Here is a 24,598-nt window from a genome sequence, read left to right as displayed (position 1 = left end):
GGTGCAACTCTGAAGCCGTTGCGTGACTGGCGAAACGATGGAGCACCATCAGGGAGCGCGACCGGGAAACGCCGTTCGCCTGGGCAAATCTTTGGAGGAGGATTTGCCATGCATGTCACTATGCTCATTTACCCCGGACTGACCCAGCTCGATCTGACTGGACCATTTGAAGTTTTTGCACGCGTTCCGGGCGTCACCATTGATCTCGTTTGGAAAGATTTGGAGCCGCTGCGGTGCGGCTCTGGACTGACGCTGACGCCGACCGCGATTTTCGCCGATTGCCAGCGCACCGATGTGTTGTTCGTGCCCGGCGGGCCGGGACAATTGGCGCTGATGGATGACGATACGGTGTTGGCGTTTCTGCGCGAGCGCGCGGAGACAGCGCAATATGTCACCTCGGTTTGCACGGGGTCATTGGTCTTGGCGGCGGCCGGCCTGCTCGCGGGCTATCGACCAACGTGCCATTGGCTGTCACTGGATCAGCTGGCGCTGATGGGCGCTGAGCCGGTGGCGGAGCGTGTCGTGAGTGACCGCAATCGCATTACCGGCGCGGGTGTAACATCGGGGATCGACTTCGCTCTGGCGTTTGTGGCGCGGGTTTTTGGCGAGGACCGCGCGCGCATTATCCAACTCGGCATGGAATATGATCCCGCGCCGCCCTTGTCCGGAGGTTCGCCAAAGACAGCGCGGAGAGCGGACGTAGAGGCGATCATTGAAGGCGCGGGGCCATTTCAGCAGAGACGCGAAGAGGCCGCGCGCAAAGCCGGGGCGCGGCTTGGGGCGCGTTAGTGTTGGTTTTGCGGGAGGCCGTCGGTGATGTCGTAGTAGTCGCCTTTTTCGGCGGTGAAGATGTGTTGCGCCAATTTGGTGTGGGTGGGGCCGTCGAAGGCACCCATGAAGATGCCGATCCAATCGAGATGGACGGGATCAAAGAACAGGGCTGAACCGCAGGTGCCGCAAAAGCCGCGACGGACTTTTTCCGAGGAGTGATACCAGCGCAAATTCTCCTCGCCCGTCACGCTGAGGGCGGATTTGGGCACATCGGTTCCTGCCTCAAAATGCCCTGTCTGCTTGCGGCACTGAATGCAGTGGCAGGCGGTGGGCGGGGCGAGGGGCGCTGAGACTGAAAACTGGATAGCGCCGCAGAGGCAGGAGCCTTTGTGCATGATTTCCCCCTAGGGCTGGACCGTCTGGAAGGTGACGGCGCCCTTGTTCAAAAAGGCTCCTACACTGAAGAGGTGCGGTGCGATTGGGTTGGGTAGGCGCAGATTATCGATGTTGGGAAAGCGTTTGTCGCTATCGTCAAAGGCGCGGTCGATCTGGCTGATGAGGCAGATGATGGCGCTGTGATCTTGCGCTGCGGTTTTGAGTTTTTCCAATTGCGTGCCCAGATCGGGCTTGCTGCGCTGGTGATCAAGGGCCTGCATATAGTCGATGAGGATAAACGAAGGGCGACCGGCTTGGGCGAGGTCGTCAGCAATGGTCTGAGCGCTCACCTCGTCCGAGCAGTTCAGCGCAATGGCGTCGTCCGCTTCCTCAGTGGTGAGGTGATTGCGCAATTCGGCTTCGGTATACTCAAAGCTATAAATTTTGGTCCAGAGCCCGGCGCGCGCTGCGAGGCGGGCCAGGTCGAGGGCGAAGCGGGTTTTGCCCTGGTTGCGGCGTGCCGCAATAAGGGTCAGGTCACCCGGCGACATAAGCGCGAAAAACTGCTCAGGCGGCGTGAGTTGCGGGTTTTGGGCGATCAATAAGGACCAGGGGGCAAATCCGTCTTGTTGGGCAATGGTGTCGAGCGCCACATGCAAGGGAACGGCGTTGTCACGAGACATCGCCTTGGCTTGGCGACGCAGGCGAGAGACGGATTGGGTGAGCTTCATGGTCAAACCTCATGGCTAGAGCGAATGAAGCAACCCCTCCTTATGCAACCGCTCGAGCGATGTGTTTGCTCAAAATTGTGGCCCTACAGGTGGCTGCTTACCCATTGGAGGGGGGCGGCATGGGCGTATGCCGTGCACGAAGATTAGCGGGAAGCTCTCGATTTTGCAAAGTGGCGACCTAACCATTTTCACGCACGTGGGTGGTGAGGGCGGTGAGGAGGGTTGGGAAGGCGTGGGTGGGGAGTTCGTGGCCGGTGTTGGCTAGAACGGTGAGTTTGGCGTGGGGGATGTGATGGGCGAGGGCTTCGCCGCTGGGGAGGGGGAGGAGCGGATCAAGCTTGCCGTGAATGACCAGCGTCGGGACGGCGATGCGCTTATAGGCTCCGGTCCAATCACGCGCCGTGGTGAGGCTGGCGTGGTTGAACATGGAGGGCACGGACGGCGCGTAATCGAGGAGGCGTTCGACATCGGCGCGGGCGAGCGCTGGATCGAAGGGGGCTTTGCCGGTTGAGAGGCGCTGGATTTCGACGAGGAAGGCGATGACGTCTTCCCGGGTGGACCAGTCGAGGTCTGCAAGGCCGCCGAAATGGGCAAAAAATTCGGGCGGCAAGGTGGGCAGTTCGGCTCCATCCCAGCCGAGAGGTTCGGCGGCGATGAGGGTGATGGACGCCAGCTCTGGTGGGGGATTGGTGGCGATCATCTGGGTGATGAAACCGCCCAAGGACATGCCGACGAGATGATAGCGCGTGAGCTTATAAGCGCGGGCGATGGCGAGGACGTCGGTGACGAGGTCTTCGACTGTGTCGGCGGTGGTGCCGAAGGGGCGGGACGTGGAGCGACCGGTGTCGCGGTGGTCAAAGCGGATGACGTAATGACCGGAGGCCGCCAGCGCTTCACACAGTGCATCGGGCCAGCCGAGCTTGGAGGTGGTCGCGCCCATAACGAGCAGGATGGCCGGATGGTCGGGAGACCCGAAACTTTCAGTTTCGAGCGTGATGGCGCCGTTTTGGACGGATTGCATGCGGCCTCCTTGTTTTGGGGCGTCTACGGTTGCCCATAAACGCCCCCAAAGGCAAGAAGGGTTACTCTGCCGGAGTTGGCTCCGGCAGGTCATTGGCTTCGTCTAGCTCGCGCTCAAGACGGGCTTCTTCTTCAACCTTTGGCTTGGAGAAGCGCGCGAGGAGCTTATAGGCGACCGGGGTGAGGTAAAGCGTGGCGACTGACGCAATGGAGAGGCCGCCAACAATCACCCAACCCAAGGCCGCACGGGCTTCGGCACCAGCACCAGTGGCCACGACCAGAGGAACGCCGCCCAAAATGGTGGCGATCATGGTCATCAGAACGGGGCGCAGGCGGATGTTGGAGGCTTCTTCGATCGCCTCGTTGACCGACATGCCACGATCCCGCAGCTGATTGGCGAACTCGACAATGAGAATGCCGTTTTTCGCCATGATGCCGACAATCAGCACCAGACCGATCTGTGCGAAGATGTTCGACGAGCCGCCAGTGAGCTGAATGGAGTAGATGCCAGCAGCGACCCCGAGCGGCACGGTGGTCATGACGATGATGGCGCTCCAGAAGCTTTCAAACTGCGCGGCCAGCACCAGAAGGATGATGATCAGCGCAAAGCCGAAGGTGAGGGCGAGAGCGTTGTTCGCCTGACCCAAGGTTTTGGCTTCTGCCATCGGCAGGATCGACTGGCCGTTTTCGAGAAGCGGGGTGGCGATGCGCTGGAGCTCAGCATAAGCGTCGCCCATCGCAAGCCCATCTTCAAGGCTGGCTGTGACGTTGACAGCGCGGCGCTGTTCTTCACGGCGAAGCGAAGGGGGAACCGGTGCTTCGGTTATGGTGGCGATGGTTGAGATCGGGACGAAACGACCGTCGCCGGTTTTGACGAAGAGGGATTCGAGATCCTTAGGGTCATTGACCGGATTGGTGGTCGAGACCATGCGCACCGAATAGGAGGTGTCGTTGATGAAGATCGAGCCGACTTCGGAGCCGTCGATCATCGCCTGCATGGTGGCGGCGAGGCCATTGATGTCGATGCCCAAGGCATCGGCGCGCTGACGATCGATAGTGAGGGTCAGCTGAGGCTGGGTGGTGTCATAGCCGACGGTGACGCGGCCAAAACGACCATCTTCCTCAAGGGCTTTGGAAATGGTCTGGGCCGTGGCTGCCAGTTCGGCATAGTCGGAACCGGCCACAGCAAATTGCAGGCCGGAACCGCCGCCGCGAATGCCAAGACTATTGCCCTGACGAATGCCACCACGAACGCCGGGAACCTGCGCGAGCAGACCGTTGATCTCCGTTGCGATCTGGGCCTGTGACCGTTCACGATCTTTCCAATCGGCGAGGGTGAGGGTCATGAAGCCGCCATTGCCCCAGCCGGACAGGACGAAGAGCGATGTTGCTTCGCCGCTTTCGAGGTAGGGCGTGAGCATGGCTTCGACCTGACCCAGACGGGTGCGGACGAAATCCAGGCTGGCGGTGTTGGGGGCTGAGACGTTGACCGAAATCATCGAGCGGTCTTCGGGTGGGGTGATTTCCTGACGAAGGCCGGTGAAGACGAAGACGGAGGCGACAGCGAAGAGGGCGGCAATGACAATGACAACCAGCGGGTTGTTCAGCGCCATGCGCAGCGAGCGACGGTAGAAGCCCGCGAGGAGGCCACCCAGCTTGCCAACGGCGCCGTGGGATTTGTGCTCGGACGATTTGAGGAGGCGCGAGGCCACCATGGGCCCCATGGTGAGCGCCACTACCGAGGAGAGCAGCACGGCGATGGCGAGGGTAAAGCCGAACTCGCGGAAGAGGCGGCCGGTCTGACCATCGAGGAAGGAGAGCGGAACAAAGACTGCGGCGAGGGTGAGGGTGGTCGCGACGACGGCGAAGAACACTTCTTGAGTGCCAAGCACGGCGGCGGCGCGGGGGCCAGCGCCCATGTGTTTGCGCCGGACGATGTTTTCGAGAACGACGATGGAGTCGTCCACCACCAGACCCGTGGCGAGCACGAGGGCGAGCAGGGTGAGAATGTTGAGCGAGAAGCCTGCTGCATACATGCCTGCGACCGCGCCGAGAAGGGCGATGGGCATGGAAATGGCGGGCACAATGGTGGCGCGCCAATCGAGCAGGAAGAGGAAGATGATGGCAATGACCACCACTAGCGCCACGATGAGCGCGATTTCAACTTCGTGCAGCGCGCCCTTGATGAAGACGGCTTCGTCGCTGGAAATCTTGACGGTGACGCCTGCGGGCAGGGTTTCGTTGAGCGTTGCAACGGCGGCGTGGACGCCTTCGGAAATGGTGATGGCGTTGGACTGGGCCTGACGCACAATCCCCAGGCCAATGCCGGGACGACCATCGGCGCGGATGGAGGAGGTGCTGGCGGCGGCGTCGAAAACGACGGTGGCGACATCGCCAAGCAGGGTCTTGTTGTTGCCGACGGGGAGCTTTTCGAAGTCCGCGGGGCTTGTGACTTCGGAAATGGCGCGGACGGCGATGTTCTGATTGGGGCCGTTGATGGAGCCGGCCGGGGTGTCGAGCGCGATGGTGGAGACCGCCGCGCGCACGTCGGCGACGGTGAGGCCGCGGCTGGCGAGCTTGATCGGATCGACGTCGATTTCAAAGCTCGAGGTGCGGGTGCCGTACACCTGCACTTCCGCAACGCCATCAACAGCGGCGAGGCGCTCGGAGATGATGTCGTCGACAAGGGTCGAGAGTTCGGCCGTGGTCAGATTGTCGGAGGTGACGGCGAGCTGAATTACCGCCTGTGCGTCGCTATCGGCCTTGAAAATGGTTGGCTCGTTGGCGTCATCGGGCAGATTGCGAACGGCGCGGGAGAGAGCGTCGCGCACGTCGGACGTAGCGGTGTCGAGATTGGTGCTCTCGGAAAATTCGAGCGTGACGCGGCTCTGGCCAACCGAAGAGGACGAGGAAATCGAGGTGACGCCCTGCACGCGGGCGACCGCACCTTCGACAATAGCAGTGATTTCGCGGTCCACCGTTTCGGCGGCAGCGCCGGGGAAGCTGGTGGAGATGGAGAGGACCGGCTGTTCGACACGCGGCAGCTCGCGCACTTCAATGCCCAAAAGCGCGGCTAGGCCCGCGACGACGATGAGGGCATTGATAACGATGGCCAAGACGGGGCGTTTGACGAAAAGGGTGGCGAGTGCGCCGCCCCTCTCATTTTTCTTCTCGATCGACATGGCGTCCCTCCTTAGTTGCTCGGGCGGGTGCCGCTTGGGCGCTCACCGGAGTTTGCGCCATTTGCGGGGCGCTGACCATCGGCGGATGGGGCGGGGCGCTCTTCAGCGCCGGGACCATCGAGCACGGTGACGCGCGCGCCCTCCTGCAGCTGCAGAATGCCTTCGGTGATGATTGGATCGCCCGCTTCAAGATCGCCGCGCACGAGCACGCCATCGCTATTGCGCTGAACGATTTCGGCCATGACCTTTTTGGCTGCGCCGTCTTCAAGGGTCCAGACGTAAGAGCCTTCGGCGGACCAGAGGATGGCGAGCGGATTGACTGCCGGATAGGTTTCGCCGGGGAAGGCGACGGCAACCGAGAAGCTCATGCCTGCGCGCAGGACGCCGTCTGGGTTCGGGATTTCGGCCTGAACCTGAAGCGTGCGGCTGGCGGAGTCGATGCGGCTATCGATAGCGGCGATTTCACCGGTGAAGCTTTTTCCGGGCAAGGCGACTGCGGTGACCGTAACCGGCATGTCGGCACTGAGCTTATCGGCATAGCGCTCTGGCACCCAGAAATCGATGAGGATGGTGCCGGTGTCATCGACGGTGGTCACTTGGGTCTGCGCGTTGACGTAATTGCCCGGTGTGACGCGGATGAGGCCGAGTGTGCCATCAATGGGGGAGGTGATGGTGCGGCGGTCGAGGTTGAGCTTGGCGGTGCGCAGCGCCAATTCGGCATTGTTGGCGGCAAGCTGCGCGGCGGTGAGGGCGGTGCCGGAGACAACATTGGTGGTCGCAAGACCTGTTGTGCGATCGAGCGTTGCCTTGGCATCGGCGGCGGTAAGGGTGGCGCGGTCAAACTCGATCTGCTCGGCGGCAGAATCGATGCGGGCGATGACATCGCCGGCTTTGACCGTTTGTCCGGCGCGGACGAGCACTTCAGCGAGCGTACCTGCGGCCGGGGAAATGACCGTGACCGAGCGGGACGGTGTGCCTTCACCAATGGCCTGAAGGGTGTCGTTGATGGTCGCCATCGTGACCGGGGTGGTGACTACATTAGTGGTGCGGGCGCGGGCGCCGGGACCACCAGGACCACCGGGGCGCGGGCCGCCTTGCGCTGCTGGAGCGCTGCCAGCGGGCGCTGCTTCAGCGCTGGTTTGCGGACCAAAGGGCAGCGAGATGCCGAGCTGCGTCAGCGTCGACGGAGCGCCCGGAACGAAATAAAGCCATGCCAGTCCCGCAATCACGAGGACAACAAAAGATGCCAGAAGCTGCCGGATCAACAAAAACCTCGGTCGTAAGATGGTCATAAGAATGCACGACCCTAACAGTGACGGAAGGAAAGCGGGCATTACAATGCTGTAAGGTGCTGCGAAAAGTCCGTTTGGAGCGGTTAGGGCTCGATCGGGGCATCGGCGCGCGAACCCCATTCGGTCCAAGAGCCATCGTAAATCGCCACCGACTGTGCACCCGCGCGTTGAAGCGCTAGCGTCAGAACCGCTGCTGTGATGCCCGAGCCGCAGCTGGTGATGATCGGCCGATCAAGATCCACACCGCGCTCAGCGAACAGGGTTTTGAGCTCATCGTCGGACCGCAGAATGCCTGCCTCAGTGAGGGTGCCCACGGGGACGTTGATAGCGCCCGGCATGTGGCCGCTGCGCAGACCAGCGCGCGGCTCGGGGACTTCTGCGTTAAAACGAGGGGCAGGGCGGGCGTCGAGGACTTGCGCTTTTTTGTCGGAGAGGCGCGCCAAGACGGTGTCGAAATCGGCAACGGCTTCGGGTTTGAATTGCGGATTGAACACCGCTGGCAGGGCCTGATGCTCGCCAGTTTCGGTTGGGCGCTGTTCGCTCCGCCATTTTGGGCCGCCGCCCTCCAGCATTAAGACGTTTTGGGCGCCGAAAATCTTGAACGTCCACCAGACGCGCGGAGCGCTGAAGAGGCCGGTTTCGTCATAGACGACGATGGTGCTGGTTTCGCTAATGCCTAAAGCGCCGACAGCTTGGGCAAAAGCCTGTGGCGTCGGGAGCATGTGCGGTAAATCAGTGAATTTTTCGGAGATGGCGTCGATGTCGAAGAATACAGCGCCGGGGATGTGGCCTTCGCGGAATTCTGCCTGAGCATCGCGAGACACATTGGGCATGTGCCAGCTGGCGTCGACGATGACGAGGTTGTCGTCTTCTAAATGGGCCGCAAGCCAATCAGTGGTGACAAATGGTGTCTGCACAGCACGCTCCAAGTCTTTTCAGTGTCGTAGCGCGGAAGGCTGATCGACGACAAGGGCAGTTAGCGTGTTGGCGCGGGGCCGGAGCTTTCACGCAGCACGAGTTCGACCGGCCAGACTTCATGCAGGTCGGCTGAAGATTTGCCCGCCAGGATCTGACTGATCAGCTCGGCAATGCGGATACCCGCCTGACGGATGGAGGAGCGCGTCGTGGACATGCTGGGGTACATGTTGTCGGCGTTGAGATAGGGGAAGACGTCATCGTGGGCGATGATGGAGACGTCTTTGCCCAAGGTCAGGCCAGCCTGACGGATGGCGCGGAAGACGCCGAGCGCGGTCATCATCGAGCCGGGCAGGAACGCCGTTGGCGGATTTGGGGCTGCGAGCATGGATTGGGCGATGCGGAAGCCCAATTCGTCGGTGAACGGGGTGTTGACGACCATGTTCGGGTCGCAGGGAATGTTGCGGGCCTTCAGCGCCATGCGGTAGCCCAGCTCGCGGTGCTCGGCAAAGGTCTGCCCCTTGATGCCATTGAGCAGGGCGATGCGCGTGTGGCCGAGATCGAGCAAATGGGTGGTGGCGCGTTCGGTGGCCCCCTGATTGTCGATGTCGAGATAGGCGATGGGCTTACCGATGTCAGTGCGGCCGTGGAGCACGAAGGGCAGGCCAAGTTCCATGAGCAGCTTGGCGCGCTTATCGTGGGTGGTGGGCGAGTGCAGGATGACTGCATCGACCTTTTTGCTGGCTGCCAAACGCCGATAGGCCGCCATTTCTTCTTCAAGACTGTTGACCACAGTCACCAGAATATCTTGGTCGCGATTGGTGACGACGCTGCCGACGCCGGAGATGAACTCCGACATATGAGGCCCGAGAATTTCGGAGGCTGAGGTGACGAGCCCAACGGCGCCGCTGCGGCCCGTCGCCAGGCGCAACGCGCTGGCATTGGGGCGATAGCCCAAGCGATCAGCCGCTTCGGACACGCGCTTGCGCGTTTCCTCATTGACTTCGGGATAGCCATTTAGGGCGCGGCTCACTGTGGTCTGCGAAAGGCCCAGGTGCTCGGCCAGATCTTTAAGTCTCATGGCGTGGTTCGCTTCGAACGCGTCGGTGTCTCAGCTGAGTGCTGATTGTGTACCTTGGCTCTAAAGCAGGCGGGCTCCCTTTGATAGGGACTCCGCGCTTCTCCTCAGATTCCATTCAAAGCGATTTCAAATTTCTGCGCAAGATGGTGTTTGAAACCGATTGGAGCAGATTGCGGTTCGTACCTCAGGTTTGGTGGGTGGCCGAATACTGCGGATTTAAGTGCATGATCTTCTTGGAGGAAAAGTAACGCTCAAGAATGCGTGCTGGAAAATTTGTTAAGTCTTGCTTGACAGTTTTCGGGCCGTCTGGTTCCTTCTCGTCCAAAGCGCTTTGAAAGACGCTACCGGAAACAGGTAACAGCAAAGTCGCTTTGGGAGGAAAAGCAGTACGGCTGGAGTGCGGCTGACTGTCTTTGTCTCCCCCATTTATATTCTCTCGGGAGGACTCCGAATGAATCTAAAGACCCTTATCGCCGGATTGCTGGCGAGTGTGACGATGGTTGGCGCTGCAAACGCGGCGTCCCTCGCTATCGTTTCGGGCGACACCGGCACCGGCCTGCAGTTCCTGCAGTCGGAACTGGATCTGTTCAAGGCCGAAAGCGGCCATGACGTGACCATCGTCCCAATGCCTTCTTCGACCAGTGACCAGTTTGGTCAGTACCGTCTGTGGCTTGCTGCGGGCAACGCAGACATCGACGTGTACCAGACCGACGTTATCTGGGCGCCGCAGCTGGCCGATCAGCTCGTTGACCTGACCGAAGCTGCCAAGGACGTTGTTGGCGTTCACTTCCCGTCCGTGATTGAATCGCAGACTGTGAATGGCAAACTGGTTGCCGTCCCAGGCTTTACCGACGCGCCAGCACTGTTCTACCGCAAGGACTTGCTGGAAAAGCACGGCAAGGAAGTTCCAAAGACTTGGGTTGAGCTGCACCAGACCGCTCAGGCGATCATGGATGCTGAGCGCGCCGAAGGTAACAAGGACATGTGGGGCTATGTCTTCCAGGCGAACGCCTATGAAGGCCTGACCTGTAACGCTCTCGAGTGGGTTAACGCTTACGGCGGTGGCCAGATCATCGAAGCTGACGGCACCATCTCGATCAATAACGAGCAGGCTGTAGCGGCGCTTGAAGAAGCTGCAAGCTGGATCGGCACCATCGCACCGGAAGGCGTTCTCGCTTATGGCGAAGAAGAAGCTCGTGGTGTCTGGCAGCTGGGCAACTCGGTGTTCATGCGCAACTGGCCATATGCTTATGCGCTGAGCAATTCGGCCGACGCGCCTGTTAAGGGCAAGTTCGACGTAGCTCCGCTTCCTGCGGGCGAAGGCCCTGGCGCTAAGGCATCGGGTACGCTGGGTGGCTGGAACTTCGCGGTTTCCAAGTATTCCAAGGAAGTCGATGCAGCGACCGAACTGGCGCTGTTCCTCGCTTCAGAAGGCTCCCAGAAGCGTCGTGCGATCAGCCAGAACAATCTGCCGACCGTTCAGACCCTCTACAAGGATGCTGACGTCTTGGCAGCAGCACCGTTCATGGCTGCTTGGGAAGAAATCTTCAAGAACGCTGTTCCGCGTCCTTCCGCACCAACCCAAGCCTCTTACAACGAAGCCTCGTCGCTGTTCTGGAGTGCAGTCCACAACACGCTCTCGGGCAATGGTTCGGCTGCCGAGAACCTTGAAGTTCTCGAAATCGACCTGACCGATCTGCTCGCTAAGTAAGCGCTTCGGATGAAGTTAGGGTGCGGGCACCTATGTCCGCACCTCCTCTGCCTTGAACCATGGGGGAAGGCTGATGACGACTGAGGCGGTTTCTTCGCAGATGCCCAGAGGCGCGGCCCACAACAAATCCGAACTGATGCAGCAGCGTGTTCGTGCTGCGCGACTGTTCCTTCTGCCAATGTTGATCGCCCTAGCGGTCGTGGCAGGGTGGCCATTGCTTCGGTCTATCTATTTTTCTTTCACAGACGCCAAGCTCAACAGCATTGGTGACGCTCAGTGGGTTGGGTTTGCAAACTATCTGCAAATCCGCACGCTTGAGAGCGGCCGCGTGCTGTATCGTGGTGTTTTGGCCGACCCCGATTGGTGGAACGCCGTTTGGAACACCGTGCGCTTCGCGTTCTGGTCCGTGCTTTGGGAAACCGTGCTCGGCATGATCGTGGCGCTGGTGCTCAACGCTGAATTCAAAGGCCGCGGTTTTGTCCGCGCTGCCGTGCTTATTCCATGGGCGATCCCGACCATTGTATCGGCCCGTATGTGGAGCTGGATGCTGAACGATCAGTTCGGCATTCTCAATGATCTCGGCATGAAGCTGGGCCTGTTGGACGGGCCAGTGGCTTGGACGGCATCGCCCGATACCGCCATGCTGGCCGTGCTTATTGTTGATATCTGGAAGACGACGCCGTTTATGGCGCTGCTCATTCTGGCGGGCCTGCAGATGATCCCCAAGGACATCTATGAAGCCGCTGAGATCGACGGCGTGCATCCGGTCAAGCAGTTCTTCAAGATCACGCTGCCGCTGGTGCGTCCGGCGCTGATGGTGGCAATCATCTTCCGCGTGCTCGATGCGCTGCGCATTTTCGATCTGATTTATGTGCTGACGCCGAACTCCAAGGCCACCAAGACCATGTCGGTGTTGGCGCAGGAGAACTTATTCCAGTTCGACAATTTCGCCGAAGGCTCGACGCAATCGACGCTGCTGTTCCTCATCATCGCGCTCTTCACCATTCTCTACATCTGGTTGGGCAAGGTGAATTTTGACGGAGGTTCTCGCTAATGGATAGCTCACTGAACCTTTGGAAATTGACCAAGACGGTGCTGTTCTATGCGCTCGTCGTGGCGATTGTGGTGGCTGCGGTGTTCCCGTTCTACTACGCCATTCTAACGAGCTTTAAGTCGGGCACCGACCTGTACCGCGTCAACTACTGGCCGACCTCGTTCAGCCTCGAGAACTATATCTCCGTGTTCAGCCAGGGCTCGTTCCCGCGTAATCTGCTGAACTCGGTGTTCATCGCGACAACGACCGTGGTGTTTGCGCTGTTTCTGGCGGTGACAGCATCCTTCGCATTGAGCCGTGTGCGCTTTGCGGGGCGTGGCCTGCTTTTGATGTGCATTCTGGCCGTCTCGATGTTCCCGCAAATTGCGGTGTTGTCGGGCCTGTTTGAGGTGATCCGTGCCTTGGGGATCTACAACACCCCTTGGGCGCTGATCTTCTCCTACACCATCTTTACGCTGCCCTTCACTGTCTGGGTGCTCACCACCTTTATGCGTGACCTGCCCATCGAGATCGAAGAAGCAGCGATTGTGGATGGGGCATCGCCTTGGGTGATTATTACCCGCGTATTCCTGCCGCTGATGTGGCCAGCGCTGGTGACGACGGGCCTATTGGCCTTCATCGCGGCGTGGAACGAGTTCCTCTTTGCACTCACCTTCACCGTCAGCAACCAGACCCGAACGGTTCCCGTGGCTATCGCCATGCTGTCGGGCGGGTCTCAGTATGAAATCCCATGGGGCATCATCATGGCAGCCTCGGTGATTGTAACCGTGCCGCTGGTGGCGCTCGTGTTGATCTTCCAGCGCAAGATTGTCAGCGGGCTCACCGCCGGCGGCGTCAAGGGCTAAGGAGTAAGTCGAAAATGGCAAGCATTGAGCTTCGCAATATCCGTAAGGCCTTTGGCGCGGTTGAGGTGATCAAAGGCGTCGACCTCGACATCAAAAAGGGCGAGTTCATGGTCTTCGTCGGCCCTTCGGGGTGCGGGAAGTCCACACTGTTGCGCCTCATCAGCGGGCTAGAGGACATTACCTCCGGCGACATGCTGTTTGACGGGCAGCGGGTGAACGCTTTGGCACCATCCAAGCGCGGTATCGCCATGGTGTTCCAGTCCTATGCGCTCTATCCGCATATGACGGTTTACGACAACATGGCTTTCGGGCTGACGCTCGAAAAGGGCAAGAGCAAGGAAGACATTCGCAAGCGCGTCGAACGCGCAGCGGACATGCTGCAAATCCGGCAGTATCTCGACCGTCTGCCCAAGCAGCTTTCGGGTGGTCAGCGCCAGCGTGTGGCGATTGGCCGTGCGATTACGCGCGACCCAAAGGTGTTCTTGTTTGACGAGCCGCTCTCGAACCTGGACGCGGCGCTGCGCGTGGCGACCCGTATTGAGATCGCCAAGCTGCATGAAGAAATGAACGACGTGACGATGATCTACGTCACGCACGATCAGGTGGAAGCGATGACGCTAGCCGACCGGATTTGTGTGTTGCGGGATGGTCTGGTCGAGCAGGTCGGTACGCCGATGGAGCTTTACGAGACGCCAAACAGCCTGTTCGTCGCGGGCTTTATCGGATCTCCCAAGATGAACTTCATCACCGGCGACAAGGCTGCGGCGCATAACTGCACCACCGTCGGCATTCGTGGCGAGCACATGACCGTGTCGCCCGATGGCGTTTGGGAAGGCAAGGTCATCCACACCGAGAACCTCGGTTCGGACAGCTATGTCTACCTCGACATGGGGCAGGAAGAGCCAGTGGTCGTGCGCTTGGATGAAGCGCGCGAGTATCGCAGCGGCGATGTCATTCGGGTGTCGCCTCTGAATGAGAAAATCCATCGGTTCGACGAGGCCGGAAAACCCATTCGCTAAAGTTTGCGCCTGAGGGCGCATGAACAGATCGGGTTGGCGGCATGCCTGTGGCTGTCGCCAACCTCCGTAACCTCAGCAGACGTCGACCAAGGGGTCGACAGCATTAGGAGCCTACCATGCCCATCCGTACACTCGTTTGGGGCGAGAATGTTCACGAACAAAAGAACAAGGTTGTCGCCGAAAACTATCCAAATGGCATGCACAACCAGATTGCCTCGCTGCTCAAGCAGGATGGCAATATCGAGGTGAAGACCGCGACGCTTCAGGAGCCGGAACATGGCTGCACCGAAGACGTGCTTGCGAACACCGACGTTCTGGTTTGGTGGGGCCACGCCGCGCATGGCGACGTTTCCGATGAAGTTGTCGAACGCATTGCCAAGCATGTTTGGCAGGGCATGGGCCTGATCGTTCTGCACTCGGGCCACTTCTCAAAGATTTTCAAGCGCCTGATGGGTTCGCCTTGTGCGCTCAGCTGGCGTGAAGCGGGCGAACGCGAACGCCTGTGGGTCGTCAATCCGGGCCACCCGATTGCCAAGGGCCTGCCGCCATTCTTCGAACTCGAAATGGAAGAAATGTATGGCGAGCCCTTCTCGGTGCCAGAACCACTCGAAACGGTTTTCGTGTCGTGGTTCCAGGGTGGCGAAGTGTTCCGTTCGGGCCTGACCTATCGTCGCGGCGCGGGCAATATCTTCTACTTCCGTCCGGGTCACGAAACCTATCCAACCTATCACGACGATACCGTAGGCAAGGTGCTGCGCAATGCGGTGAACTGGGCCAATAACGGTACGCGTTTCCCAGCGCTGCTGGACGCACCGAATGTGCCGGTTGGTGAAGCGCTCGAAGCGATCGAAGAACGCGGTCCGACCCTTCATGAAGGCCGCGAAGGCTTCAAATAAGCTGAGCGACGCACTTTTTGAAATCCCGGCGTTCGCGTCGGGATTTTTGAATGGACGGAAATCGGCTCGGTACAAGAGCTGAACCGTTGGTTGAGAAACAGCGCGGCGCGGGCCGCAGGGATAAATGACAATGCGTATCCTCATCCTGGGTACTGGCGGCATGGCAAACACGCACGCCAAGAATTTTGCGGCCATTGAAGGCGTGACCCTTGTGGGGGGCGTGGACGTTGATCCGGCACGCGTTGAGGCGTTCTGCTCGGCACACAATATTGAGCGCGGCTTTGGCTCGCTCGATGCAGCGCTGGCTTGGGGCGAATTTGACGCCATTGCCAATGTGACGCCCGATAGCGTGCACTACGCGACCACGATTGCAGCGCTCAATGGCGGCAAGCATGTGTTCTGCGAAAAGCCACTGGCGACCGACCATGCGCGTGCGCTGGAAATGACCGAAACGGCCGAGCGCCTTGGCCTCGTGAACATGGTCAATCTGACCTATCGCAACGTCTCTGAGCTGCAAAAGGCCCGTGAGATCGTGCTGTCGGGACAGGTCGGTCAGGTCAAGCATTTTGAGGCGAGCTATCTGCAGAGCTGGCTGGTGTCCAAGGCTTGGGGTGACTGGCGCACGGAGTCGCAGTGGCTTTGGCGCTTGTCCAAAAAGCATGGCTCGAATGGCGTTTTGGGCGACATCGGCGTTCACATCCTGGACTTTGCCGCCTATGGCGCGGGCAGCGATTTCTCCAAGGTCTTCTGCCGCTTGGAAACCTTCGATAAGGCTCCGGGCAATAAGATTGGCGAATATGATCTGGACGCGAACGACAGCTTTGCCATGACGGCGCAGCTGGAAAATGGCGCACTCGGCGTGATTCACGCGACCCGTTGGGCAACCGGCCACGTCAATGAACTGCGCTTGCGCGTTTATGGTGAGTTGGGTGCGGTGGAAGTGCGCCATCGTCATGATGGATCGCAGCTTCTGACCTGCCTCGGTGATGATGCTGAGACAGCGACATGGACCGAGGTTCAGGTCGACAAGGTGCAGACAAATTACGAGCGCTTTGTTGAAGCGTGCCGCACCGGCAAGAACCTTGAGCCAAGCTTCCGCCACGCCACAAATATTCAGAAGGTTTTGGATTTGGGGACGGTGACTGATCGCGACCGCACCGAGCACCACGTCTAAGCGACACGGTGCAAAGCAAGAGGCCCGCAGCGATGCGGGCCTAATTTTTTTGAATTAGAGGCCGAACATCTGCTTGGCCGCGTTTTCGGCGGCATCGCCAGCCTGCTTGACCTGTTCGTCCGTAAGGCCCGAGCTTTTGGCCATGGTTTCGGCCTGAGTACGGGCCTGAGCAATCGCTTCCTGCTTTTCAGCATCGGTCAGATTGAGCTCTTTTACCTGGTTCTGCAGATCGTCCATGGCCTGCTTGACTTCAGCGTCCGACGGCAAAGTCGCGGTCGGGTCTGCCGGAGCAGGCGTTGGCGCTGGCGTCGCTGCAGGCGCTGGGGCAGGTGCAGGCGTTGGAGCAGGGGCCGGGGCTGGTGTCGTCGTGGTCGTTGACGCGGCTGGGGGTGTTTCGCTTGGCGCGTTATCACACGCCGCAAGGGTCAGAGCGGAAACGGCGATGGCAGCAAAAAGTAAGGGCTTCATGCTAAGGGTCTCTAAATTATCGCGTTGGCTAGGCCGATCACAAGGCGTGACGGCGCCAGCCCTCCCTTAACGGGCGGGCTCACGAATTGTTCACCGAACGGGTCATCACAATTTTCGTTTGTGGGCACAAAAAAGGGCGCTCGGAAGCGCCCTTAGAATCTTGGCTATAGTTTGCGTTAGTCGAGCTGGGTGATGCGACCATCCAAGAATGGTGTGTAGGAGCCACCATGCTCGGCGATGTAATCGGCCAGAACCTGTTCAAGTGGTGGGCCGAAGTCATATGGATCTTCGCCCTCGGCAAAAACTCCAAAACCGTCACCGCCGCCGCGGACAAAGTTATTGGTGACGATGATGTAGTCAACCTCTTCGTCGATCGGCACCCATTCATCGCCTTCGCCCTTGACCAGAACGTCGGAGACGCGCTCGCCCACCGGTTTGGAGAGCGAGAAGGAATACTTCATGCCCGCGACTTGGCTGAAGCGGCCAGCGCCGTTTTCGACGTCACTGACGGCGTTTTCGAGCGCTTCAATGACGTCTGCGCCCGAGACTTCGACGGTGGCGAGAGTGTTAGAGAACGGCAGAACCGTCAGCACTTCACCCATGGTGATTTCGCCGGTGTCGATGGACGCGCGAATGCCGCCAGAGTTCTGGAAAGCGATGGTTGCGCCCTGATCTTTGGTGCGCTCGAGGATCGCTTCGGCGAGCAGATTGCCGAGGTTACATTCTTGCACGCGGCAGACTTCACGCGAGCCTTCGAGCGGTGCGGTGGTGGAACCGACAACGACAGCTGCCATTTCGGCGAGGGGGCCAGCCAGATCGGCAAGCTGGGTCTTGAAGTCTTCATTGCCGACGACGGTGGCGTCGATCAGATAGGGCTCGCCTTCGGCCTTGGTGACAACGCCATTGTCGTCCCAAGTGACGGAGAGATCGCCGAGATATTTGCCATATTGATTGGCTTGGACGACGGCGACCTCAATCCCGTCCGGATTGGTGACCATGGTCGGATAAGGGCCGACGGCGTTTTCAGCTGTGTTCGATAGCAGCGAGTGGCTGTGACCACCAACAATGATGTCGACGAGCGGGACCGCTGCGGCAACTTGCAGATCTACCCCATAGCCAATGTGGGAGAGCAGGATGATCTTATTGACGCCAGCGGCGTCGAGCGCTTCGGCCGCGCCGCGGACATATTGAATGACGTCGTGGAATTCGACATTGCCCACGGAAGCGATTTCGGGTGTGTCCTCTGCAGTGGCGCCGATAATGCCGATCTTTTCGCCGCCGATTTCGACAACATAGGAGCCCTTGATCTTGCCGCGCAGGTTATCGTCACGCGAGACGTCAAAATTGCCGCCAATGATTGGGAACTCGGCAGCGTCGATAAATTTGAGGAACTCTTCCGGGCCGTCGTCAAATTCATGATTGCCGGTGGCGACGACGTCAAAGCCCATCTGGTTGAAGAAGTCGGCAACGATCTTGGACTTGTAGGTCGAGTAATAGAGCGAGCCTTGGAAGTTGTCGCCCGCGGACAGCAGAATCGAATTGCCCGAGGTGTATTTCTCGCGGGTGTCGTCGATGATGGTTTTCAATCGCGCGATGCCGCCGAAGCATTCGCCTTTGGCGTCAGTTTCCGCATTGCAATTGGAGTCCGATCCCGTGATCGGGTCAAACCGCGAGTGGAAATCGTTGATGTGCAGGATGTTCAGTGTGAAGTCGGCATAGGCGGCGCCAGAAAGACCGGCGAAAAACGTGAGCGCGGTGGCGCTCAAAAGCAGTTTCTTCATCCCCGTAATTCCTCGTTCATTGTCCTTGCTGCAGTCCGTGGCGGGCACGGAACGCGCGGGTAGTTAAGCAGGTCTTTGTAACAGTGCAAAGTGCGGTGTTTTTTGGGGCGGGGCTGATGGGAGGCACCGGGACCCCCACCTAACCTCCCCCTGGTAGGGGGGACTGTTCATTTGGGACTCTTCATGAGGTGCCTGTTGAAGAACAGATTGAGCGTAATCTCGAGCATCTGCACTGTTTTGGAGACGCGCTTTGTCCGCCGATTGAACCGCGCAAGATTGTCCCTTATTGAGGAATTTGAGGACTCAATCAGGTGGGTTTGCGCCTTTGTTTCCAAATGTGGCACGGTCACGCCATTGCGCTTGAAAGCGAGTGCGTAACAAGAGTTGGCATCGGTAAAGATGGCCCCGATCTCACCCACAGCCTGCAGGGCCAAGCGGTAAGCCGTGATCGCACTTTCTACGCCTTTGTCACCGATGTGGTGGGCAACAACGCGGCGCTGTCTTCGGCTATAAACGGTCCAGATAACCGCTCGCTGCTGTTTTTTTGGACGTAGGTATAGATCTCGTCCATCTCAATAATATCGGGCCCGCTCGCTGGCGTCCCGCGCTGAGCCGCGATCCGCTCTTGCAAGATGTCGTGCTCCTTGCGGATCCATTTAAGGACCGCGGCTGGGGAGGCCGAAAGGACGCGCCCAATGGCCCGAATGCCGGTGCCGTTGAGATACATCTGAACGGCCTGCGCTTTTGTCTGAGCGCTGAATTTAGGGCGCGGTCAGTAAAGTACCGACCACACTCCTTACAGCTAAATCGCTGGTAACCCGCCTTAAGGCCGCGCTTGACCGTCGCAGCGCTAGAACAATCTGGACAATCCATCTCAAACCCTCCGGCAAATCACCCCCAAACAGCCAAACTAGAATCCCAAATGAGCAAGTTGTAAACAGTCCCCTGGTAGGGGGAGGGATGGATCGAGTTGGTTGGGGGATTTGGGGAAGGGGCTGAGGGGAGGCAAGAGTACGCCTGCCAAACCTGCCACTCGTCGGCGGAGGGATGGATCGAGTGGGTTGGTGGGGGCGCTAAGATGAGGGTGGGAAATTTTCTTTATAGTAAGAGACTTAAGGGCTTGTCGGCGGTGCGTGTCTAGATTTGGCAATGAATTGGCTTAGTGGGCTTACATCTCCCGATCACTCCGTTATTGTTGCCACGGTTTGATTTGCAGGGGATTGCGCATGCGCAGTGCATTGATCGTTTATGGTGGTTGGGAGGGGCATGACCCTGAGGAGTGCGCCACGATTTATCGTCGGTGGCTCCATGAGGACGGATATTCTGTCCGCACCTCAACCGAGACCAGCGCTTTTGCCGATCCTGATATTGCCAATCTGTCGTTGATTATCCCGATTTTCACGATGAGCAAGATTGGCAAGGACGAGGTGGCGAACCTGACCAAGGCGGTCGAAAACGGCGTGGGCCTTGCCGGGCATCACGGGGGGATGAGCGACGCGTTTCGCGATAGCGTCGAATATCAATTCATGGTCGGTGGCCAGTGGGTGGCGCATCCGGGCGATATCATCGACTACACGGTCGATGTGGCGCGGCCGGAAGATCCGATCATGGCCGGGATCAAGTCGTTCCCATACACGTCCGAGCAATATTACATGCATGTCGATCCATCGATCGAAGTGCTGGCGACGACGACATTTTCGGGTGAGCACGCCGCTTGGACCAAGGGCGTCGTTATGCCTGTCGTCTGGAAGCGGCAGTACGGCCAGGGCCGCGTGTTCCACATGACTTTAGGCCACCAAGCCAAAGAATTCGAAAACCCTAATATGGCAACCATCATCCGCCGTGGTATGAATTGGGCGGCACGCGACGTTTAGCGTGAAGTGCCTACCGCGCCGCATGAGTGGCGCGGACGCTTATCTCTCTTGAGGAGGCGAATACCGTGGCGTTGAACGCAGAGAAAACCACACCAGCGACCAAAGGGCCGCTGGTCTATCGGCAATCGATCTGGACGCGGTTAACCCATTGGTCCTGGGTGATCTGCCTATTCTTTCTGCTGTTCTCTGGCTTGCAGATTTTCAACGCCCACCCCACGCTCTATATCGGCCAGCAATCTGGCTTTGAGTTTGACAACGCCATTCTCGATATCAGGGCGGTCAATACGCCTGAGGGTCCGCGCGGACAGACGACCGTCTTCGGGCAGACCTTTGATACCACCGGCGTTTTGGGCATGAGCGGATCGGCCGTGCGGCCCGATTTTGTGGCCTTTCCGGGGGCTGTGACCATTCCCTCGTTCCGCGATCTGGCGACCGGGCGGGTGGTGCACTTCTTCTTTGGCTGGATTTTCGTCGGCACGATGTTCGTCTGGTTTGTCGCCAGCGTGCTCAATGGGCATATTGAGCGTGATATTATCCCGAAAAAGGGCGATTGGCGGGGCTTGCCGGGTGATATTTGGAACCATCTGCGGTTCCGGATCCATCATGGGCGACGCTATTCGCCTTTGCAAAAGCTCACCTATTTCATGGTCTTCGTTGTGCTGTTTCCAGCGGTTATCCTGACCGGGCTGTGCATGAGCCCGGGTATGAATGCAGGGTTTCCGTGGCTGCTGGACTTGTTCGGGGGGCGACAGACGGCGCGCACCATCCACTTTATCGCCATGGCGCTTCTGGTGCTGTTTTTCGTCGTCCATGTGATCATGGTGATTGTCTCCGGGCCGCTGAATAATCTGCGCTCGATGATCACGGGACGCTATCGGACCAGCCCCGATACGCCTATTCAGGAGAAGGACAAGCCATGAGCAAGCTCATTCTCAATCGGCGTAAACTCATTCTGGGCGGCAGTGCTGTGGGCGCGGGACTGGCGATGACTGGCTGTAAGCCGTTCGATTTTCTGGCGCGACGCGGCGATCCGATCCGTGAGGTTATGGAAAGCGCCAATGTGCTGACCTACAGGGCGCAGCGGGCGCTGATTGGCGAGCAAGTGCTGTCGCCCGAATATAGCGAAAGCGAAATTCGGCAGGGCATGAAGCCCAATGGCTCAACAGAGCCAACGACCGCCGAATATAATTTCCTGCGCATGGCCAATTTTGAGCCCTATCGCTTGACCATCAAGGGGATGGTGGAGCGCGAGGTGAGCTATTCGCTGGCGGAATTGCGCAATATGCCCTCGCGCACGCAGATTACGCGGCATGATTGTGTTGAAGGCTGGAGTTGCATCGCCAAGTGGACCGGCACCCAACTTGGGGCGCTGCTCGATGAGGCTGGGGTGAAAGATGGCGCGCGCTATTGCGTCTACCATTGTTTTGACAATATCCAGCGCACGCTGAGCGGGGACATTCTCTATTACACCAGCTCCGACCTCGTTGACGCCTACCACCCGCAAACGATTTTGGCCTATGGGCTCAATGATGAGACGCTGCCTGTGAGCAATGGCGCGCCGGTGCGGCTGCGGATCGAGCGGGCACTGGGTTATAAGCAGCCGAAATATCTCCACACCATTGAGCTGGTGGATGATCTCTCCAAAATCGGTCTCGGCAAGGGCGGCTATTGGGAAGACAATGGCTATGATTGGTACGGCGGAATTTAGAGCTTTTCGCTGCGCTCAAGGAGGCTCGTGAGCTTGTCGATTTCCTGCGCGTAGACGCGATAACTGCGGATCCAGCCGGCAGGCCAGTTGCCGGTTTGCTGGGCTATGATGGCAGGGATGCGCGCGCCGAGTGGGTTTTCGGTGATGGTTGCGAGCGAGGCTATGCCCCAACGATCATCGATGAGCAGGATGTCGCTGTCGTAATTGCGAATGTTTTCCCAGCTGGTGGCGTGATAGTCGCCGGAGGTGGGGACCAGCTCGACAATGTTAACGCCCCAATTGCGGAAATCGACCAGTTCGCCAAAGCGGCTGGCGACGCCAAGGGCGATCTCTGAACGGCCGGGCGAAATGGGCAGGACCGTCAAATCGGATTTGGTGGCGGCAGTGGCGATGAGAGCGTCGCGGGCTTTTTCAAAAGCGGCTTTGTCGGCAGCAAGGCGCTCTTCATTGACACTGTCTGTGAGGCTACGCGCAAAGCTTTCATACTCAACAATCGTCGCGAGAGTTGAATTGGGCGTGGCGATGCCGATGAGGGGCGCAATGGCTTCCAGCCGGGATTTGAACGGCTCCTCATGGGTGCCGCCAGCATAGGAATAATACTCTGGCGCATATTCGGTGATGATGATGTCGGGCACGAGGGCAAGAATGGCCTCGGCGTCGATTTCGCCCCAGCCTTGCGAGACGACAGGAATATGGGAAACGTCGACGCCCTCGAGGGCGCGCTCGAGCGAGGGTTGGCCGTTGAGCAGAATGCCTACGGGCTCGATGCCCAAGGGAATAAGAGCGGCGGCCACGCTAGTATGCGCAACAATGCGCTGAGGCGGTTCTGCAAGGACGACTTCTGTGCCCGCGCCGTCGGTGTAACGCCATTCGGAAGCCAGAGCACTGGCGGGAAGGGCGAGCAGAGCGAGAAGAACAAGGGCGCGGATCATGGTGCTAGATCGCACTGTCATCGCGCCAAGGCAAGTGGGATGCATGAAGGGTATGCGCAGGCGCACACTCGAAAAACCTTGCGTTTTTGTGATCTCTCGCCCATATGAGGGCCACGTCCCCGGCCGGAAAGGCCGATGATGGGCTTCTCTTCTTACTTAAGCGGTGAGCGGCGAAGTCATCCCGGAAGCAACAGGCTCCGGGCTTGAGCCAGCACCCGCGCGATAACCCTATCGCCCGTTTGCAGAATTTTATTCGGCGGCCGCTGTGCGGTGCGCTGGCGCGTTGTATCGCGCAGCAAGAAAGACACACGTTTGACTTCTTTCATCGAATTGGGTTTGCCCGAGCAGCTCACCACCAGCCTGACTGCAGGTGGTTTTACTGAAGCAACCAAGATTCAATCGCAGGCTATTCCAAAGCTGTTGGAAGGCCGTGACATGCTGGGCATCGCCCAGACCGGCTCGGGCAAGACGGCGGCTTTCGGCCTGCCAATCCTTGCTGGCCTTATGGGCCTGACCGGCCGTCCACGCCCAATGACCACTCGTGCGCTGATCCTGGCGCCGACCCGCGAATTGGCCGTGCAGATCGAAGAGAACATGCGCAAGTTCGCAGGTTCCAAGATGCGCCTTGATACCGTTCTCGTGCTCGGCGGCGTGTCGCGCTACCATCAGGTTGGCAAGATCGCCAAGGGCGTTGACGTTGTGATTGCAACGCCGGGCCGCCTCAAAGACCTGCTGGACGACAACAAGATCAAGCTCAACGAAACGCGTTGGCTGGTGCTTGACGAAGCTGACCGTATGCTCGACATGGGCTTCATTGCCCCGGTTCGTGCTATCGCCAAGCAGATCGGTCTGCGTCGTCAGACCATGCTGTTCTCGGCAACCATGCCGGCGGAAATCGAAGATCTGGCCAAGACGCTGCTGAAGGAACCGATCAAGGTTGAAGCGGCACCGCAGGGTTCGACTGTGGTCAAGATCGACCAGCGTGTAATCATGTCCGGTTCGAAGGCAAAGCGTGGCGTTCTCAACGACCTGCTCGCCGACGAGAAGGAAGGCATGGAACGCGTCATCATCTTCTCACGCACCAAGCATGGCGCCGACCGCGTGGCGAAGAACCTTGCCATCGATGGTCATGAAGCAGCGGCTATTCACGGCAATAAGAGCCAGAACGCCCGTCAGGCAGCTCTCAAGGGCTTTGCCACCGGTCAGGTTCGCATTCTGGTTGCAACCGACATTGCAGCGCGCGGTATCGACGTTAAGGGCATCACCCACGTCGTGAACTACGAACTGCCAGACGATCCGGAAAACTACGTTCACCGTATCGGTCGTACCGGTCGTAACGGGGAAAGCGGCATCGCGATCACCCTCGTCGACGGTTCGGAAAAGGCCAAGCTGCGCGATGTGGAACGCCTCATTCGTCGTACGCTGCCAGTATCGGGCGACGTGAACCTCGTCGAAACTGACGCAGCTCCGCGTGGCGCACGCACGAGCCCCGGTGCTCCGGCTGGTGCGCGTACTGCACGCAACCCGAAGCCAAATCCGCGCAAGTTCAACACCCCACGTCCGGGTGGTGAGCGCAGCAAGGGCGGGGCAGCACGCGAAGGCGTTGCTCGCGATCCGAAGAACCCATTGGCTCCGGCTAAGTCGATTAAGCCACCACGCGCAGATGGTCTCAAGACCAAGCAGCGCTGGAGCACAGCGGCTAAAAAGACCGCAGCGCGCAATCGTCGCGACGGCTAAAGATCACGAAAAAGGCGGCTCACGGGCCGCCT

Annotated in this window: 22 protein-coding genes and 1 riboswitch; of the genes, 11 read left to right on the top strand and 11 right to left on the bottom strand. The window is 59.2% G+C overall.

Going from position 1 to position 24,598, the window contains the following annotated elements; translation table 11 throughout:
• The first annotated feature begins 12 nt into the window (after positions 1 to 12).
• Positions 13 to 92, top strand: a riboswitch (ZMP/ZTP riboswitch).
• A gap of 16 nt (positions 93 to 108) precedes the next feature.
• A complete protein-coding gene (locus H4N61_RS13280) occupies positions 109 to 789 on the top strand; it encodes a DJ-1/PfpI family protein (RefSeq protein WP_182394232.1) in 681 nt (226 codons plus the stop codon).
• Here the strand turns inward: H4N61_RS13280 and H4N61_RS13275 are convergent.
• From H4N61_RS13275 to H4N61_RS13245, 7 genes are all read right to left on the bottom strand, one after another.
• Positions 786 to 1,166, bottom strand: coding sequence for a GFA family protein (locus tag H4N61_RS13275; protein ID WP_182394231.1), 381 nt, complete (start codon positions 1,164 to 1,166; stop codon positions 786 to 788). The genes H4N61_RS13280 and H4N61_RS13275 overlap by 4 nt on opposite strands.
• Positions 1,167 to 1,175: 9 nt before the next feature.
• Positions 1,176 to 1,877: a DNA helicase gene (locus H4N61_RS13270; RefSeq protein WP_182394230.1), complete on the bottom strand. Its 702-nt coding sequence runs from the start codon at positions 1,875 to 1,877 to the stop codon at positions 1,176 to 1,178.
• A 178-nt stretch (positions 1,878 to 2,055) separates the two neighbouring features.
• Positions 2,056 to 2,898, bottom strand: a complete 843-nt coding sequence (locus tag H4N61_RS13265; protein WP_182394229.1) for an alpha/beta hydrolase — start codon at positions 2,896 to 2,898, stop codon at positions 2,056 to 2,058.
• Positions 2,899 to 2,959: 61 nt separating this feature from the next.
• Positions 2,960 to 6,079 carry an efflux RND transporter permease subunit gene (locus H4N61_RS13260; protein ID WP_169195723.1) on the bottom strand — a complete coding sequence of 1,040 codons (3,120 nt, stop codon included), beginning with the start codon at positions 6,077 to 6,079 and terminating at the stop codon, positions 2,960 to 2,962.
• A gap of 11 nt (positions 6,080 to 6,090) precedes the next feature.
• Positions 6,091 to 7,344, bottom strand: a complete 1,254-nt coding sequence (locus H4N61_RS13255; protein WP_182394228.1) for an efflux RND transporter periplasmic adaptor subunit — start codon at positions 7,342 to 7,344, stop codon at positions 6,091 to 6,093.
• Positions 7,345 to 7,454: 110 nt separating this feature from the next.
• Positions 7,455 to 8,288: a 3-mercaptopyruvate sulfurtransferase gene (gene sseA / locus H4N61_RS13250; RefSeq protein WP_182394227.1), complete on the bottom strand. Its 834-nt coding sequence runs from the start codon at positions 8,286 to 8,288 to the stop codon at positions 7,455 to 7,457.
• A 59-nt stretch (positions 8,289 to 8,347) separates the two neighbouring features.
• Positions 8,348 to 9,367: a substrate-binding domain-containing protein gene (locus tag H4N61_RS13245; protein ID WP_182394226.1), complete on the bottom strand. Its 1,020-nt coding sequence runs from the start codon at positions 9,365 to 9,367 to the stop codon at positions 8,348 to 8,350.
• A gap of 451 nt (positions 9,368 to 9,818) precedes the next feature.
• On the opposite strand from H4N61_RS13245, the gene H4N61_RS13240 reads away from it, so the two are divergent.
• From H4N61_RS13240 to H4N61_RS13215, 6 genes are all read left to right on the top strand, one after another.
• Positions 9,819 to 11,078 carry an ABC transporter substrate-binding protein gene (locus H4N61_RS13240; protein ID WP_169195719.1) on the top strand — a complete coding sequence of 420 codons (1,260 nt, stop codon included), beginning with the start codon at positions 9,819 to 9,821 and terminating at the stop codon, positions 11,076 to 11,078.
• Positions 11,079 to 11,151: 73 nt separating this feature from the next.
• Positions 11,152 to 12,132, top strand: a complete 981-nt coding sequence (locus H4N61_RS13235) for a sugar ABC transporter permease (RefSeq protein ID WP_169195718.1) — start codon at positions 11,152 to 11,154, stop codon at positions 12,130 to 12,132.
• The gene (locus tag H4N61_RS13230) at positions 12,132 to 12,977 is read left to right on the top strand and encodes a carbohydrate ABC transporter permease (RefSeq protein ID WP_182394225.1); all 846 of its coding nucleotides are present in this window, start codon (positions 12,132 to 12,134) and stop codon (positions 12,975 to 12,977) included. The genes H4N61_RS13235 and H4N61_RS13230 overlap by 1 nt, the downstream gene beginning before the upstream one ends.
• A gap of 14 nt (positions 12,978 to 12,991) precedes the next feature.
• Positions 12,992 to 13,996 (top strand): ABC transporter ATP-binding protein, encoded by a 1,005-nt coding sequence (locus tag H4N61_RS13225; RefSeq protein WP_169195717.1) that lies wholly within the window; start codon positions 12,992 to 12,994, stop codon positions 13,994 to 13,996.
• A 116-nt stretch (positions 13,997 to 14,112) separates the two neighbouring features.
• On the top strand, positions 14,113 to 14,892 hold the full coding sequence (locus H4N61_RS13220) for a ThuA domain-containing protein (RefSeq protein ID WP_169195716.1): 780 nt from the start codon (positions 14,113 to 14,115) through the stop codon (positions 14,890 to 14,892).
• Between the two features lie 130 nt (positions 14,893 to 15,022).
• On the top strand, positions 15,023 to 16,066 hold the full coding sequence (locus H4N61_RS13215) for a Gfo/Idh/MocA family oxidoreductase (RefSeq protein ID WP_182394224.1): 1,044 nt from the start codon (positions 15,023 to 15,025) through the stop codon (positions 16,064 to 16,066).
• A gap of 54 nt (positions 16,067 to 16,120) precedes the next feature.
• Here H4N61_RS13215 and H4N61_RS13210 read toward each other — a convergent pair whose 3' ends face one another.
• The 3 genes from H4N61_RS13210 to H4N61_RS13195 all read right to left on the bottom strand — a co-directional run bounded on the left by H4N61_RS13210 (position 16,121) and on the right by H4N61_RS13195 (position 19,042).
• Positions 16,121 to 16,534, bottom strand: a complete 414-nt coding sequence (locus tag H4N61_RS13210) for a hypothetical protein (protein WP_182394223.1) — start codon at positions 16,532 to 16,534, stop codon at positions 16,121 to 16,123.
• Between the two features lie 176 nt (positions 16,535 to 16,710).
• Positions 16,711 to 18,315, bottom strand: coding sequence for a bifunctional metallophosphatase/5'-nucleotidase (locus tag H4N61_RS13205; RefSeq protein WP_182394222.1), 1,605 nt, complete (start codon positions 18,313 to 18,315; stop codon positions 16,711 to 16,713).
• 457 nt (positions 18,316 to 18,772) lie between these two features.
• On the bottom strand, positions 18,773 to 19,042 hold the full coding sequence (locus H4N61_RS13195) for a hypothetical protein (RefSeq protein ID WP_182394221.1): 270 nt from the start codon (positions 19,040 to 19,042) through the stop codon (positions 18,773 to 18,775).
• Positions 19,043 to 19,541: 499 nt separating this feature from the next.
• On the opposite strand from H4N61_RS13195, the gene H4N61_RS13190 reads away from it, so the two are divergent.
• The 3 genes from H4N61_RS13190 to H4N61_RS13180 all read left to right on the top strand — a co-directional run bounded on the left by H4N61_RS13190 (position 19,542) and on the right by H4N61_RS13180 (position 21,897).
• Complete coding sequence (locus tag H4N61_RS13190; RefSeq protein ID WP_169195713.1) at positions 19,542 to 20,189, top strand: ThuA domain-containing protein; 648 nt, start codon at positions 19,542 to 19,544, stop codon at positions 20,187 to 20,189.
• A 71-nt stretch (positions 20,190 to 20,260) separates the two neighbouring features.
• On the top strand, positions 20,261 to 21,109 hold the full coding sequence (locus H4N61_RS13185; RefSeq protein ID WP_182396028.1) for a cytochrome b/b6 domain-containing protein: 849 nt from the start codon (positions 20,261 to 20,263) through the stop codon (positions 21,107 to 21,109).
• Positions 21,106 to 21,897: a molybdopterin-dependent oxidoreductase gene (locus H4N61_RS13180; protein WP_182394220.1), complete on the top strand. Its 792-nt coding sequence runs from the start codon at positions 21,106 to 21,108 to the stop codon at positions 21,895 to 21,897. Before H4N61_RS13185 ends, H4N61_RS13180 begins: the two co-directional genes overlap by 4 nt.
• Here the strand turns inward: H4N61_RS13180 and H4N61_RS13175 are convergent.
• Complete coding sequence (locus H4N61_RS13175; protein WP_182394219.1) at positions 21,894 to 22,829, bottom strand: ABC transporter substrate-binding protein; 936 nt, start codon at positions 22,827 to 22,829, stop codon at positions 21,894 to 21,896. The genes H4N61_RS13180 and H4N61_RS13175 overlap by 4 nt on opposite strands.
• Before the next feature lie 336 nt (positions 22,830 to 23,165).
• Here H4N61_RS13175 and H4N61_RS13170 point away from each other — a divergent pair, with 336 nt between their 5' ends.
• Positions 23,166 to 24,566, top strand: a complete 1,401-nt coding sequence (locus H4N61_RS13170) for a DEAD/DEAH box helicase (RefSeq protein ID WP_248306613.1) — start codon at positions 23,166 to 23,168, stop codon at positions 24,564 to 24,566.
• Positions 24,567 to 24,598: the final 32 nt, after the last annotated feature.

It is taken from the genome of Devosia sp. MC521, assembly GCF_014127105.1.
Taxonomy (GTDB): Bacteria; Pseudomonadota; Alphaproteobacteria; order Rhizobiales; family Devosiaceae; genus Devosia.
Note: the sequence above shows the minus strand (reverse complement) of the source record. Positions and strands in the feature narration are given on the sequence as shown.

Coding starts and splice junctions, on each gene's coding strand:
- H4N61_RS13280 (WP_182394232.1), top strand. CDS start 109: ATGCATGTCACTATGCTCATTTACCCCGGACTGACCCAGCTCGATCTG.
- H4N61_RS13275 (WP_182394231.1), bottom strand. CDS start 1,166: ATGCACAAAGGCTCCTGCCTCTGCGGCGCTATCCAGTTTTCAGTCTCA.
- H4N61_RS13270 (WP_182394230.1), bottom strand. CDS start 1,877: ATGAAGCTCACCCAATCCGTCTCTCGCCTGCGTCGCCAAGCCAAGGCG.
- H4N61_RS13265 (WP_182394229.1), bottom strand. CDS start 2,898: ATGCAATCCGTCCAAAACGGCGCCATCACGCTCGAAACTGAAAGTTTC.
- H4N61_RS13260 (WP_169195723.1), bottom strand. CDS start 6,079: ATGTCGATCGAGAAGAAAAATGAGAGGGGCGGCGCACTCGCCACCCTT.
- H4N61_RS13245 (WP_182394226.1), bottom strand. CDS start 9,367: ATGAGACTTAAAGATCTGGCCGAGCACCTGGGCCTTTCGCAGACCACA.
- H4N61_RS13240 (WP_169195719.1), top strand. CDS start 9,819: ATGAATCTAAAGACCCTTATCGCCGGATTGCTGGCGAGTGTGACGATG.
- H4N61_RS13235 (WP_169195718.1), top strand. CDS start 11,152: ATGACGACTGAGGCGGTTTCTTCGCAGATGCCCAGAGGCGCGGCCCAC.
- H4N61_RS13230 (WP_182394225.1), top strand. CDS start 12,132: ATGGATAGCTCACTGAACCTTTGGAAATTGACCAAGACGGTGCTGTTC.
- H4N61_RS13225 (WP_169195717.1), top strand. CDS start 12,992: ATGGCAAGCATTGAGCTTCGCAATATCCGTAAGGCCTTTGGCGCGGTT.
- H4N61_RS13220 (WP_169195716.1), top strand. CDS start 14,113: ATGCCCATCCGTACACTCGTTTGGGGCGAGAATGTTCACGAACAAAAG.
- H4N61_RS13215 (WP_182394224.1), top strand. CDS start 15,023: ATGCGTATCCTCATCCTGGGTACTGGCGGCATGGCAAACACGCACGCC.
- H4N61_RS13210 (WP_182394223.1), bottom strand. CDS start 16,534: ATGAAGCCCTTACTTTTTGCTGCCATCGCCGTTTCCGCTCTGACCCTT.
- H4N61_RS13205 (WP_182394222.1), bottom strand. CDS start 18,315: ATGAAGAAACTGCTTTTGAGCGCCACCGCGCTCACGTTTTTCGCCGGT.
- H4N61_RS13195 (WP_182394221.1), bottom strand. CDS start 19,042: ATGTATCTCAACGGCACCGGCATTCGGGCCATTGGGCGCGTCCTTTCG.
- H4N61_RS13190 (WP_169195713.1), top strand. CDS start 19,542: ATGCGCAGTGCATTGATCGTTTATGGTGGTTGGGAGGGGCATGACCCT.
- H4N61_RS13180 (WP_182394220.1), top strand. CDS start 21,106: ATGAGCAAGCTCATTCTCAATCGGCGTAAACTCATTCTGGGCGGCAGT.
- H4N61_RS13175 (WP_182394219.1), bottom strand. CDS start 22,829: ATGATCCGCGCCCTTGTTCTTCTCGCTCTGCTCGCCCTTCCCGCCAGT.